The organism is Clostridium sp. Marseille-P299, assembly GCF_900078195.1.
GTDB lineage: Bacteria > Bacillota > Clostridia > Lachnospirales > Lachnospiraceae > Lachnoclostridium.
Genome location: NZ_FJVE01000007.1, coordinates 642596 through 657247 on the forward strand (window position 1 = coordinate 642596; position 14652 = coordinate 657247).

Below are 14652 nucleotides of genomic sequence, written 5' to 3' on the forward strand. Positions count from 1 at the left end.
GTATGATATGAGGATTATTCTTCTATGGATACTGGAGGTATTTTATTAGAAAGGTGGCAGATTATGAGGTTAACAAGTGAGTCTTTGAAAGACAGAAAACTATGGGAAGAGGCTGGATTTTCTTTACCACAGTTTGATGTAGAAGCCATGAAGAAAACTACGATTGAGAAGCCGACATGGATTCATTTTGGAGCAGGTAATATTTTTCGTGCATTTCCTGCAAATGTGCAACAAAATATTTTAAATGCAGGTAAGGCTAACACAGGAATTATTGTCGCAGAGGGCTTTGACTATGAAATAATTGAGAAAATGTACAAACCCAATGATAATCTTAGTGTTTTGGTTACATTAAAAGCGGATGGCACAATTGCTAAAACAGTGGTAGCAAGTATTGCAGAATCATTAACGGTGAATCCTGAAAATGAGGAAGAGTGGAATAGGTTAAAAGATATTTTTAGTGCTCCTTCTCTTCAAATGGTAAGTTTTACGATTACAGAAAAGGGGTATAACTTATACAATTCAAATGGAAGTTTTCTTGATCTAGTTGCAGCAGATTTTAATAATGGTCCGAAAGAGCCTGTTAGCTATATTGGAAAAATAGCTGCCTTACTGTATCAAAGATATCAAGCTGGAAAGTATGGTCTTTCATTAGTAAGTATGGATAATTGTTCTCACAATGGAACGAAGTTATATGAAGCGGTAGTAGCTTATGCAAAAGCATGGGTGGAAAAAGGATTGGTAGAAGAAGGATTTTTAACTTATATTAATGACCCTAACTTAATTGCTTTTCCATGGAGTATGATTGATAAAATTACACCAAGACCAGATGATAGCGTTAAAGAAATGCTTAAAAAGTCTGGATTTAATGATGTAGATTCTATTGTTACAAGTAAAAATACATATGTTGCTCCATTTGTAAATGCAGAAGAAGCACAATACTTAGTAATTGAAGATGCCTTTCCAAATGGAAGACCTAACTTAGATGAATCTGGAGTTATTTTTACGGATAAAGAGACTGTAGATAAGGTTGAGAAGATGAAAGTATGCACTTGCTTAAATCCATTACATACAGCTCTTGCTATCTTCGGATGCTTATTAGATTATACTTTGATTGCAGATGAGATGAAGGATTTAGAGCTTAAAAAATTAGTTGAAATCATAGGGTATCAAGAAGGCTTACCAGTTGTGGTTGATCCAGGAATTATTCGTCCGAAAGATTTTATTGATGAAGTGTTAAAACAGCGTATCCCAAATCCATTCATTCCAGATACACCTCAAAGAATTGCTACAGATACATCTCAAAAACTAGGAATTCGTTTTGGTGAAACCATTAAGGCTTATCAAAAGAGTGAGCATTTAAATGTATCTGATTTGAAATTGATTCCTCTTACTTTAGCTGCTTGGTGTAGATATCTAATGGCTATTGATGATAATGGAAAGAAATTTACTCCAAGCTCAGATCCTATGCTAGAGAACGTTATGCCTTATCTTAAAGGGATTGAACCAGGAAGTAAAATTGATTTCCATGAGAAGTTACAACCTATTTTGTCAAATGAAAAAATATTTGGTGTTAACTTATATGAAGTAGGTTTGGGAGAAAAGGTTGAAGCTTATTTTGCTGAATTAGTATCGGGTCCTGGGGCTGTTCGAAATACTTTAAAAAAATATACTGAGTGAATCATGTTTTGCGATGTTAATGTAAAGAACTACAGCACTGATATATCAAAGTTTATTGGAAATAAATTCAGATAGTGAAAGTTATAAGGAATTTGACTAATATTTTAGAGAAATTGTACAATTTACACATTAGTATAATATACTTATTGACTAAATGGAGTGAAATATGCTATATTAATAACATAAATTAATATATTAGTTGTTAAAAATGCAACATAATATTCTACATAAAATGTAAAAAGCATTGTGCAATAAAGAGAGTACATAAAATAACTAATATATTAAATATAGCATCTGAAAAGAAATAGGGAAACTAAGATGAATAATTCAAAAATTGGTTTTCCCCTAAGAGAAGAGTACAGATTAAGATTAAGTTACTTAAGGAGGAGAAAAACTTATGAAGAGAAGAGTAATTGCGGGTTTATTAATTGGTGCTATGACATTAGGATTGGTTGGTTGTTCTAACGGCAATTCAAATGCTACTAGTAATTCGGATGATTCAATAAAAATTGGGGTAATATATTCAGCTACTGGTACTATGGCTGGTAGAGGAGATTACATGAAGAATGCCATAACTTTGGCGGCAGAGGAGATAAATGAAGCAGGTGGTGTTCTTGGTAAAGAGGTTGAGTTAGTAATTGAAGATGATCAAAGTGATCAAACAACTGCGATTAATATGATGAATAAAATGGGATCCAATAAAGATATTGTTGCAGTATTTGGACCACATACTTCAACAAATGCAACAGCTGTTTCTAATACAGTACAAGATTATAAGTTACCTTATTTTACAGGTGGTACATCTGCACAGTTAAAAGATCTAGGAAATGAATATATGTTCAAGGTTAGATGTAACGATACTGTAGTAGTTAATTCAGCTATAAAATTTGTTACGGAAACTCTAGGTGCAAAGAAAATTGGTATTTTATATATTAACGACGAGTTTGGTGTAGGTGGAAGAGATATTATGGTTCAATATTGTGAGGACAACAACATTGAATATGTAGAAGCGAATCATAATGCTACGGATCAGGATTTAACTTCTCAAATCATGCAAATGAAAAAAGAAAATGTAGATGCTCTTATTGCATGGTCTTCAAATGTATGTCCTATTGTTGCAAGACAGACAACAGAACTTGGTTTTGATAAGCCAGTTATTATGAACTCAGGTTTTGGTGGACAGGATGTTCTTGATTCTCTTCCAGCAGAAGTTACAGATGGAAAGTATGCTGCATCCGATTTCACTGCAGAAGATCCATCCGAAGAAGTTGCAGAATTTGTTGAAAAATATCAAAAAGCTTATGGGGTTAAGCCTCTTGGTGACTGGTCTGCTAGTTATTATGGTGCATTTAAAATGTTAATGCAAGCAATTGAAAACGGTGGTACTGCTGACAGAGAAACAATTAAAAATGCGATGTATGAGATGAAAGATTTCGTTGCGCCACTTGGAACTTTAGCTACAGATGAAAATGGATGTTTAGTACATGAAACTTCAATCATTCAAGCGCAAAAACAAGAGGATGGTAAGTGTATATTTATTTTAGTTGAGAAATTAAAAGAAAGTGGATATTAATCAAAAAGTAATAATATTTGTATCCAACAAAGTCTAAGCTTTTGTTGGATACAAAGAGGAGGTAAGCGATGGGGCAAATTATTTTACAGCTGATCATAGGCGGATTAGCAATGGGTTTTATCTATGCATTGGTTAGTATTGAGTATACAATCATATGGAATGCATCAGGATTATTAAATTTCTCACATGAAAGATTAATTTTACTTGGAGCCTACATATTTGGAGCACAGTTTGTTGTTAGAAATCATATGGATACACCGATAGCGGTAATATTAATGTTGGTTACAACTTTCTTTATTGGTGTTGCTATTTCGTACTTTTTAATGAGACCGTTAAGAAATATGCCGTTGGTATTTTCAGTTACTGGAACTATAATGTTAGGTCGAATTATTACTGAGGGTGTTCGTATTATCTGGGGTAATAATCCAATACCTATGGTGGATTGGCTTCAAGGAACCATTCAAATTGGTGAATTAGTTATTAGTAAAACGTACATAATTATTATCGCAGTTGCTGCAATCTTAGTTGCAATTCTTCAGTTATTCTTAAATAAAACAAAAGTTGGTACAGCAATGCGATGTGTATCACAAAATAAAAAAGCAGCAGCTTTTATGGGTATTGACGTAGATAGATCATCTGCAATTACTATGGGTATCTCCGCTGTAATATGTGCCATTATTGGTATCTTAATTATTCCTCTTTTCCAACTAAAAGGTGATATGACAGGAATGATCGGATTAAAAGGATTTGCTGCTGGTGTTGTTGGTGGCTTCGGTTATTTGCCAGGTGGTATTATTGGTGGTATTTTAATCGGCGTTCTCGAATCTTTAAGTACTTTGGTAGTACCTGGTATTTACAAGGATACAGTATCATTTATTTTATTAATTGTATTTTTATTGGTTAAGCCAAGCGGTATTCTTGGACATAAGGCTTAAGGAGGGGTAAGATGACTGATAAAATGAAAAAAATATCTATTACAATGATTTCAATTATTGTTGCTATCGTAGTCCCACTTTTAGTAACAGATAATTATAATAGAGGTATTTTTATAATGGCGCTCATCAACATTATTGTGGTATTAGGATTAAACTTTATCACTGGTTTAACGGGGCAGATGAATCTTGGTACAGCTGGAATATTTGCAGTTGGCGCGTATACAACAGCATTGTTAACAACAAAATTAGGAATATCTCCTTGGTTAACAATCATTGCTTCTATTATAATGGGAGTCGTTATCGGAGTTGGTTTAGGATTTCCATCCTTACGTATTCAAGGGGTTTATTTGGCTTTAACTACGATTGGATTTGGGGAAATCGTTCGTATTTTAATAAGTAATGCAAAATTCACAAATGGTATTATGGGTATTCGTAATATCCCATCATTTTCAATTGGAAATTTCGTAATAAAAAATAAATTATATGTTTATTACTTGTTCTTAATTTTCGTTATTATTATGGCTCTTATTGCATATCGAATTACATACTCAAAATGGGGAAGATTATTTAAAGCGATTCGTGATAATTACGAAGCAGTACAAGCATGTGGTATTGATATTGCCAAGCCAAAGATTATGGCATTTACTTTAGCTGCTATTTATGGATGCGTTGCAGGATCTTTATATGCAGTACATATGGAATTTATTACTCCTTCTGTATTTACCTTTGATTTATCAACAACGTTTATTGTTATGATGATGTTAGGGGGAATCGGTTCTGTACCAGGTGGTATTTTAGGTGCAATTGTATGTACTATACTACCAGAAAAGCTTCGTTTTCTTGGTAATTGGTATTGGATCGTATTTAGTATTATAGTGTTACTAATTATTCTTTTTAGACCAAATGGAGTGATTAGTTTCTTTAATCAAAAAAAGGTAACAAAGAAAGGAGAGAAGATAAATGGCTAATATATTAACAGTTGAAAATTTAACAAAAAAATTCGCTGGTCTGACAGCTGTAAATAATCTTTCCTTTACGATGAAAGAGCGAACCATACACTCCTTAATTGGTCCAAATGGTTCTGGGAAAAGTACTACGATTAATATGTGTACTGGCGCATTTCCAATGACTTCTGGAACAATTAAATTTGGTGATGAAGTAATTAGTGGTTTGGTATTGCATCAAATTGCAAGTAAAAATATTGGAAGAACATTTCAGAATCTTAAGTTATTTGGCTCAATGACAGTAAAAGAAAACCTTATGGTTGGTATGCAAGCACAGATGACAGATAATATACTGAAATTTTTAGTAAATCCAAAAGCAGCTAGGACAGAAGAAAAAAGAGCAGAAGAAAGAGCTTTGGAAGTTCTTGATTACATAGGCATGTATAAATATCGAGATGAAACAGTTAAGAATCTAGCTTACGGACAGCAAAAGTTAACAGAGCTTGGCCGTTCAATTATGACATCTCCTAAATTATTATTTTTAGATGAACCAGCAGCAGGGTTAAATCCAAGCGAAAGAGTTGATTTTGTCAAGATATTATTAAAAGTGTTTGACGATGGTGTTGACTTATTTTTAATTGAACATAATATGGATGTTGTTATGAACATTTCCAATTATATTACAGTTATTAATTTTGGTTCTAAAATAGCAGAAGGTACACCAAAAGAAATTCAGAATAATGATGAAGTTATTGCGGCGTATCTTGGTAGCCAATTTAAAAAGAAGTAAAGAGGTGATAGAATGCTAAAAGTTGAAAACATAGATGTGTATTACGGAAAAGTTCAGGCCTTGTTTGATGTTTGTTTTGAAGTGGGTGAAAACGAAATAGTTTCCATCATTGGTTCAAATGGTGCAGGAAAATCTACTTTAATGAAAACAATCATGGGAGTTAATAAGCCTGCAAAAGGGAAAATCTTTTTTAACGGAGAACAGATCAGTGGCTTAAAAACAAACGTTATTGTTGGAAAAAAGCTAGTTTACATACCAGAAGGCCGTGAAGTTTTTCCTAAAATGACAGTAAAAGATAACTTAGTGATGGGAGCGTATAGCCGTAAGTATTCTTCATCCCAAATGAACCAAAAACTTGAGGAAATGTTTGAAATTTACCCAAGATTAAAGGAACGTCAGCATCAGCTCGCTGGTTGTATGTCAGGTGGCGAACAACAGATGCTAGCTATTGCTAGAGGATTAATGAGTGAACCAAAGCTTGTAATGTTTGATGAACCTTCCTTAGGATTATCACCATTAATCGTAGATGAGATGTTTGACACAATTATTAAAATTAAGAAATCAATGAATATTCCAGTAGTTATTGTAGAACAAAATGCTTTTATGGCAATGTCGATATCAGATCGAACATATGTCTTAGAGGTTGGTAACGTTAAAGGCCATGGAAGCAGTAAGGAATTAATGGATTCACCTGAGGTTAAAAAAGCTTACCTTGGTGGCTAATACTTGCGCATGATTAAATTTTATTAACGAATTTTTTAAAATAGAAAAAATAATATTAATGATAACTTGCATAGGAAGAGTTACACAATGATTGATTAGATCATGTGTGACTCTTTCTTTTTTTAGTTTCTTATTTAAAAGGCTATATTGTATTATAATAAAAAATTAGAGAATAATTAGAAATAGATTAATCATATTGACAGCATAATATTATATGCTGTATAGTATTATTAACAAAATAATATTATATATTATCGTAGGAGATGAATATAAATGATTGTATGCGAAGGAGTTGATTACATGGTTTTTAATACAGGTTCGGCATTGCTGGATGCAATTGTACTTGCAGCAGTATCAAGAGAACCAGAAGGCACTTATGGATATAAAATTACCCAAGATGTAAGAGAAGCAATCGATATCTCAGAGTCTACACTGTATCCAGTACTACGCAGATTACAAAAAGATGATTGTTTAGAAGTATATGACATGGAGATAGCAGGAAGAAATCGAAGATATTATAAAGTAACGGAACAAGGAAGACGACAACTACAATTATATTGTGAAGAGTGGAAAAATTATTCGAAGAAAATAAGTAATATTTTTAAGGGGGTGGTTTAGTTGAATCGACAGGAATTTATGAAAGAATTAGAATCCTTGTTAGTAGATATTGCGGCAGAAGAACGGACGGAAGCGTTGCAATATTATGAAGATTATTTTGAAGATGCTGGTGTAGACAAAGAAGCAGAGGTAATTGCAGAATTAGGTAGCCCAGCAAAAGTTGCGAAAAGCATTCAGATGGAAATGTCGCAGAATAATGAACGTGGGGAATTTACAGAAAGAGGATATCATTCTGGTGATGAAACAAATCCATTTGAAGTCATGGATACCAAAGATATCAAGGATGATTTAAACGAAAATAAATCATCCATAATTGAAAATAATAAGGTCTTGTTAGAAAATGATCAAAAAGATACAAGAAATCAAGAAAGTGATTTCAATGACAATAGGGAGCATAATAATAACCAATTTCACCATGGAAACACTCAGCAAAACCAGAACTGGAATAACCAAAATCAAGGTCAATATAACCAGAACTGGAACAATCAAAATTGGAATAATCAAAGCCAGAATACGAATCAGTATAATAATGGATATACTAGAGGTAATTATCAACAATCCTCTTATCAAAATCAAGGAAACAGAGATTATGAAGCTCCAAGAAAAAAGGGACTTAGTGCAGGTGCAATCATTCTTATCTGCATCTTTGCAATACCAGTAGGATTACCAGTCCTATGTGCTTTATTTGGAGTTTTTATTGGACTTGGTGCAACAGCATTTGGGCTAGTTATAGGTTTTGGCGCAGCAGCTTTTGCTTGTATCTTATCGGGCGTTGTTTTATTTATATTAGGCCTTGTAAACATATTTATAGTACCAGTTGCTGGAATGTTGCTCCTTGGTGGTGGATTACTTGTTTTTGGAATAGGATTATTGTTTGCTCTCTTAACAACAGTTTGTGTTAAGATAATACCTTCATTAGTTAGAGGATTTGTAGGTATATGTAAAGCACCATTTAAAATGGGAGGTGTTGCCGCGTGAAATCAATTAGTAAAGTGTTTTTAGGCCTAGCTTGCATTACAATTTCATTAGGTATTTTAATTGTTATTTTAGCGTATTCTATTGGAGGAAACAGTGTTCACACGTATTCTGATTATACGTATGAATTGGATGATACAGTAGAAGATGTAATCGCTCTTGATTTTGATCTATCTTATGCTGATGTTAAGATTGTATCTGGTGACAATTTTAATGTAAGTATCGAAAATATGCCTAAAGATGGTTATAAAAGTTATGTAAGTAATGGAACTTGGGTTATTGAAGAAGATTTTGATAATGTTAATCGTATTAAACTATTTGGAATTGATCTTCCAGTATCTACAAATTGGTTCGGATTTCAATATAACGATTTTAAATCATCTAAAATTACCATCACAATTCCGGAAGATTTTCATGGAAATGAGATAGAAATCCAACTCGGAGCTGGTGCATTGTATGCTGAAAAGATAAGCGGCGATAATGTTGAATTTTCGGTAGGTGCGGGCACGATGGAGGTTGATGAGGTAAAAGCAATAAATTATGTAGGTTTTGAAAATGGAGCTGGAAATTTAACAGTACACGACATGGAAGCTACTGATGTAAACGTCGAGGGCGGAGTTGGTGAGATTAAAATATCTGGTAGTATAAAGCGTGATTGTACGGTTGAAACTGGCGTGGGTAGTGTGTTTCTTGATATAAACGGAAATGAAGAAAATTATAATTATTCAGTTGACTGTGGTATTGGTCATGTTATAATTAATGATAAGGATTATAAAGGTATTACAGATAAAACCATTCGTAATAATAATTCCGTTGGGGAATTTCGATTAGAATGTGGGATCGGTAAGATTGAACTTTACGTAAGATAGGATAGGTAAACACATCTTTAATAGTGTTAAAGAAGATGGTGTTAAGAAGAAAGAATAAAGAATAAAGAATGAAAGGAAGATATTTATGCAAAAAAAATTAGTTAAATCACATGTCGATAGAAAAATTTGTGGGGTATGTGGTGGAATTGCAGAATATATTAATATTGACCCTACTGTAGTACGTTTGTTATGGATTTTATTTGGATGTTTTGGAGCTGGAGTTATTGCTTATATTATTGCAGCAATTGTTATGCCAGACTAATTAAAAATGAAAAAATGATAAAATATCGGCAATCGCAATTAAGAGTTTTCCTTGGTGGCGGTTGCCGATATTGTTATATTTAGCTAATATTGCTTTTAAGCGTGATTATTTAATAAAGATATCACTATAATAAGTACTATGACAGTAATAATAAAATTATGGAATAAATAAAAAATATAGATACATTAATAATAAAAAGTAGTATTTGCATAATAATGATGAATCTATGTAATTTAATGCAAAAGGTGATTCCTTCAATATTTACATTAGAAATAAATTGTGATAAAGTAGGACTAGTGTAAAACTAGATATAACTTTGGATGGAGGCATTTATGAAAAAAATAATTGATCATATCACAGAAGTTGTAACAGATGCATTTGTTACATCTGGCTATGAAGATAAATATGGAAACGTGACCGTATCAAATCGACCTGATTTGTGTCAGTACCAATGTAATGGTGCGCTTGCAGCTGCAAAGCAATATAAAAAAGCGCCAATTATGATAGCAAATGAGATTGTTGAAAAGTGTAAAGATAATCCGATGTTTGCAGAGATGACTGCTATTATGCCAGGTTTTATTAATATCTCTTTAAAACCTGAGTTCATAGCAAAGTATCTAAAGGATATGGCAGAAGATAAAAATCTTGGTTTTGAACCTACTAAAGATGCAAAGACAATTGTTGTAGATTTTGGTGGACCAAATGTAGCGAAACCACTTCATATTGGACATCTTCGTTCTGCTGTTATTGGAGAAAGTATTAAGAGAATTCTTAAATACGCAGGAAATAATGTAATTGGTGATGCACATCTTGGAGACTGGGGTCTTCAAATGGGCTTAATTATTGCAGAACTTAAGAAGAGAAAAAGCGATTTAGTATATTTTGATGATGCATATACTGGAGAATATCCAGAAGAAGCTCCATTTACAATTACTGAATTAGAAGAAATCTATCCATTTGCAAGTGCTTATTCAAAAGAGCATGAGGATTTTAAAGAAGAAGCCAAGAACATAACACATCAATTACAAAATGGACATCGTGGTTATACAGCTCTTTGGAATCATATTTTAGCGGTATCCATTGCAGATTTAAAGAAAAATTATGATAACCTTCGTGTAGAGTTTGATCTTTGGAAAAAAGAAAGCGATGCACAGCCTTATATTCCTGATATGGTGGAATATTTAAAGAAAGAAGGCTTTGCACAAGTGAGTGAAGGTGCGTTGGTTGTTGATGTTAAGGAAGAGACGGATACAAAAGAAATACCTCCATGTATTATTTTAAAATCGGATGGTTCTGCCCTTTATCAAACAACAGACTTAGCAACTTTAGTTGAAAGAAGAAAATTATTTAATCCAGATTCTGTTATCTATGTCGTTGATAAAAGACAAGAACTTCACTTTGTACAGGTATTCCGTTGTGCAAGAAAGACAGGCTTGGTAGCAGAAGATACGAATTTAAGTTTCTTAGGTTTTGGTACTATGAATGGTAAGGACGGAAAACCATTTAAAACAAGAGAAGGCGGTACAATGCGTCTTGAGAACCTCATTGATAGTATCAATGAAGAAGTTTATAAAAAGATGATGGAAAACCGTGAAATGGAGGAAAGTGAAGCTAGAGAAATCGCTAAGACAGTAGGTCTTGCCGCTCTTAAATATGGAGATTTATCCAATCAAGCCTCCAAGGATTATATCTTTGATATTGATCGTTTTACTTCCTTTGAAGGAGATACTGGCCCTTATATTCTTTATACAATGGTTCGTATTAAATCCATTCTTTCAAAATATCAAACGGTATCCGATGAGGGAGTTGACGGTAGTTTTAAATATTTTGAAGAAAATAAAAACCGTGAACGTTCAAAATCAGAACTTGATTTAATGTTAGTTGCCTCTAAGTACAATGATATGGTGGAACATGCAGCAGCTGAATTAGCACCACATAAAATTTGTGCGTATATCTATGATTTAGCAAATGCATTTAATAGTTTTTACCATGAAAATAAAATTATTGCAGAAGAAGATAAGAAGAAACAAGCAGATTGGATTGCACTTATCGTTTTAGTACTTCATATTTTAGAACAATGTATTGATTTACTTGGATTTGAAGCACCAGATCGTATGTAATCTTAATCCTAGTGACAAGTTTTATTAATAATGATAAAAGAAGAGTTTGGAAACATTATAGGTGTTTTCAAACTCTTTGATTACATTGGGAGAAATTCAGAAAAAGTCTATAAAGTTTACAAGATCTATAAGTTTATAAAGTCTATAAGATTATAAGATCTATAGGTTAATAAGGTCTATAAGTTAATAAAGTCTTTAAAGTCTATAAAGTGGAGGTATCATAAATGTACCAATTAATTTCAAAATTGATTATATATAAGAATATTGATAAAGATAGCATCTTATTTTGCTTAGCTAATGCTATTGAAAAATTTGAAAAAGGAAATGCAAGTAAAGAGGATACTGTTTCTGCGATTTATACAGAGATTCATCGTTTGCTTGATGTTGCGACAGAGTATGGATTTGATAAGAATTTATGGCATAACTATTTGGCATATTTGTTAGCCAGTGTTGAAAATCCGTTTAGTATCACTTGTGAAAAGACTGGAGAACAAGAAGGGAGTGTAAATTATCTAGCTAAGGGTGATTTTAAAGTATTTAAGGCATTATTTGATTATGACTTTTCTAAAATAGAACAAGAACTAGAAATTAATTGCTTTCAAATGATCTCAGATTACAGGGCGATAGTTAAAAATGGAAAAAGATACAATAAGAATGTAAGTGAGAAGGTACGAGAACTAAGTGATCGTATTGAAGCGGCAGCAGATGAAGAGGAAATCTTTAAAATAGTAACTAAATTTTACAAGGATTATGGTGTTGGTGTATTTGGACTTAATAAGGCATTTCGCGTAAAAAGAGAAAACAATGAAGTTAATTTAATACCAATCACGAATACAGATGATGTTAGACTTACAGATTTAGTTGGTTATGAAATTCAAAAGAAGAAGTTGTTAGATAATACAAAAGCATTTATTGAGGGGAAAAAAGCGAATAACTTATTGTTGTTTGGTGATAGCGGGACAGGTAAATCTACGAGCATTAAGGCTATTTTAAATGAGTATTATTCAATGGGATTACGAATGATTGAAATTTATAAGCATCAATTCGAGGATTTATCTACGGTTATTTCTTATATTAAAAATAGAAACTATAAATTTATTATTTATATGGATGATCTTTCTTTCGAAGAATTTGAAGTTGAGTATAAGTATTTAAAAGCTGTGATTGAGGGTGGCTTGGAAGTAAAACCAGAGAACGTTTTAATCTATGCAACGTCAAATCGAAGACATTTAATTAGAGAAACTTGGTCGGATCGTTCGGATATGTCACAAGATGAATTGCATCGTTCAGATACTATGCAAGAAAAATTATCCCTTGTACATCGTTTTGGTATCTCAATTAATTATTCGAAACCAACACAGAAAGAGTATTTTGAAATCGTAAAAGAATTAGCAAAGCAGTATGATAATTTTGGTATTTCAGAGGAAGAATTATTAAGACAAGCCAATATGTGGGAGCTAAGTCATGGTGGCTTATCTGGAAGAACCGCATCTCAATTTATTACATATATGATTAGTCAATAGTTTCTTTTACAAATAGTTCTTTCAGAGTACAAAACGATGTAAAAAAAAGAAATTTGAGGGATAAATCTTTTGACATATTCTAGAACCGCTGATACAATATAGTCATATTACGGTGCAAAGGTTGCACCTTTTGTCAGCATAAATTTTAATGCGATATATCTGTAGGAAAGCGAGGAAGGTATGAGTAATAAGAAACGATTGAAGAAATCAAAAGTATTACAAGGCTGCATTTTATGTGCCTGTTTATCTATGATATTGTTTTCAGCAGATATTACTGCTTTTGCAAAAATAAATGAGACACCAAAGATATTATTAACAACAGCAACTATAAATGAGCCAGATATTCTTGGGTATGTTGGAAAGGTCACTGGTCGTGTAAACGTTAGAGAAAAAGCTGGTGAAAATAGCAGTAGAGTAACCCAAAATGGTGAAGGTGTGCGTCTACAAAGAGGAGAAGAGGTTCTAATTATAGGTGAAGAAATGGTGGGTTCTAAGCCTTGGTATCAAATCAAATTTGAGAGAAATGGTGAAGAACTTACTGGTTATGCAACTAGCACTTATATAGAAAAAACAAGTACTGCAATTACACCAGAGCCAACAGCAACACCAGAGCCAACGGCGACACCAATGCCAACACCTACGGATTTACCGACAGTAACTCCAGAGCCAACTATTTTACCTAGTGATAATTCTAACCAAAGTGGTTTAGATTATGATAGTAAAGTATCCACTTATATTGCTGTAGTTCTTGTAGCTGTCTTTGGTTTAGGTGTGTTAGGAGCCGCTATTTTACATAAGAAGAAGGATGAAGCGTCCAATGTTGAAGTGAACTTATCTGATAAATTAGAAAAATTAAAGAATTTAAAACTTGGTAAATCTACTACTTCTAGGGAAGATAATAGTGATACGAATCACCAGAAGGGGAAGAATCATAATAAGAATAAAGCGAAGAAATCTAATACACATGTAGATGCAAAGCAATCGAGTGCACATGGAAATACAAAGAAAAACAAAGAGTTACCGGCAAGTGAAGAATTTGCAGTAACAAAAGAGTCGATTGCAGAACCAAGAGTAGCAGTTGTATATACAAAAAATCAGCTATTAGAAGCTAAGAAAGAAATTGTAAGCAAGGAAAGCGAAGAGAAGAGAGCTTTGCGTGCAGGCATTGAGAAATTAAGAGAACATGATATTGTCATTCATAAGTACTTTGGTAGAGGCGAAGTGTATGATAATTCTGATGTTTATCTAATTGAAGTTCGTTTTGGTGGTGATGTACGCTTCTTAAATAAAGAAACATTGATATCAAAAAAACTTTTAACAATCACAAATGAGAGAAATCGATAATTAATAAAGTTGAGTTAGAGAAGTTCATTTTAAAAATTGGTTTTATAGAAAATCAATTTTTAGATTTACTTCTCTTTTTCATAGAGCAATACTAAATGGAAAAATATTTCATTGATTTAGAACATAATACATAAGAGAATCTTTGCTACTAATTAATAAATTATTTTTCTTTAGAGAAAAAAGAGTAGTTTTGAGACATAAAAAGTAGTGAGACAAAAGGAGTAATGAGATAAAAAGAGTATTGAAAAAAAGAGCAGTGGAATAAAAAAGAGTAGTGAAACAAGTAGAAATCACTTGTT

13 protein-coding genes are annotated in these 14652 nt (G+C 32.7%); all 13 read left to right on the forward strand.

Annotation, left to right across the window (positions count from 1 at the left end; genetic code table 11):
* The first annotated feature begins 63 nt into the window (after positions 1-63).
* The 13 genes from BN4220_RS10995 to BN4220_RS20495 all read left to right on the forward strand — a co-directional run bounded on the left by BN4220_RS10995 (position 64) and on the right by BN4220_RS20495 (position 14353).
* Positions 64-1677: a mannitol dehydrogenase family protein gene (locus tag BN4220_RS10995; protein WP_066720881.1), complete on the forward strand. Its 1614-nt coding sequence runs from the start codon at positions 64-66 to the stop codon at positions 1675-1677.
* Between the two features lie 397 nt (positions 1678-2074).
* Complete coding sequence (locus BN4220_RS11000) at positions 2075-3250, forward strand: ABC transporter substrate-binding protein (protein ID WP_066716039.1); 1176 nt, start codon at positions 2075-2077, stop codon at positions 3248-3250.
* 68 nt (positions 3251-3318) lie between these two features.
* A complete protein-coding gene (locus BN4220_RS11005; protein ID WP_066716041.1) occupies positions 3319-4185 on the forward strand; it encodes a branched-chain amino acid ABC transporter permease in 867 nt (288 codons plus the stop codon).
* Positions 4186-4196: 11 nt separating this feature from the next.
* Entirely contained in the window at positions 4197-5153 is a 957-nt protein-coding gene (locus BN4220_RS11010) for a branched-chain amino acid ABC transporter permease (protein ID WP_066716043.1), read from the forward strand.
* Positions 5146-5919, forward strand: a complete 774-nt coding sequence (locus BN4220_RS11015) for an ABC transporter ATP-binding protein (RefSeq protein WP_066716044.1) — start codon at positions 5146-5148, stop codon at positions 5917-5919. Before BN4220_RS11010 ends, BN4220_RS11015 begins: the two co-directional genes overlap by 8 nt.
* Before the next feature lie 12 nt (positions 5920-5931).
* Positions 5932-6642 carry an ABC transporter ATP-binding protein gene (locus tag BN4220_RS11020; RefSeq protein ID WP_066716047.1) on the forward strand — a complete coding sequence of 237 codons (711 nt, stop codon included), beginning with the start codon at positions 5932-5934 and terminating at the stop codon, positions 6640-6642.
* A gap of 300 nt (positions 6643-6942) precedes the next feature.
* Entirely contained in the window at positions 6943-7260 is a 318-nt protein-coding gene (locus BN4220_RS11025; RefSeq protein WP_066720884.1) for a PadR family transcriptional regulator, read from the forward strand.
* A complete protein-coding gene (locus BN4220_RS11030; RefSeq protein ID WP_066716049.1) occupies positions 7261-8238 on the forward strand; it encodes a DUF1700 domain-containing protein in 978 nt (325 codons plus the stop codon). It begins immediately after the preceding gene.
* Complete coding sequence (locus BN4220_RS11035) at positions 8235-9104, forward strand: DUF4097 family beta strand repeat-containing protein (protein ID WP_066716051.1); 870 nt, start codon at positions 8235-8237, stop codon at positions 9102-9104. Before BN4220_RS11030 ends, BN4220_RS11035 begins: the two co-directional genes overlap by 4 nt.
* 85 nt (positions 9105-9189) lie before the next feature.
* Positions 9190-9366, forward strand: coding sequence for a PspC domain-containing protein (locus BN4220_RS19830; RefSeq protein WP_082812266.1), 177 nt, complete (start codon positions 9190-9192; stop codon positions 9364-9366).
* 332 nt (positions 9367-9698) lie between these two features.
* Positions 9699-11486: an arginine--tRNA ligase gene (gene argS / locus BN4220_RS11040; RefSeq protein ID WP_066716053.1), complete on the forward strand. Its 1788-nt coding sequence runs from the start codon at positions 9699-9701 to the stop codon at positions 11484-11486.
* Between the two features lie 224 nt (positions 11487-11710).
* On the forward strand, positions 11711-13009 hold the full coding sequence (locus BN4220_RS11045) for an ATP-binding protein (RefSeq protein WP_066716055.1): 1299 nt from the start codon (positions 11711-11713) through the stop codon (positions 13007-13009).
* 180 nt (positions 13010-13189) lie between these two features.
* Positions 13190-14353 carry an SH3 domain-containing protein gene (locus BN4220_RS20495; RefSeq protein ID WP_066716057.1) on the forward strand — a complete coding sequence of 388 codons (1164 nt, stop codon included), beginning with the start codon at positions 13190-13192 and terminating at the stop codon, positions 14351-14353.
* Positions 14354-14652 lie beyond the last annotated feature (299 nt).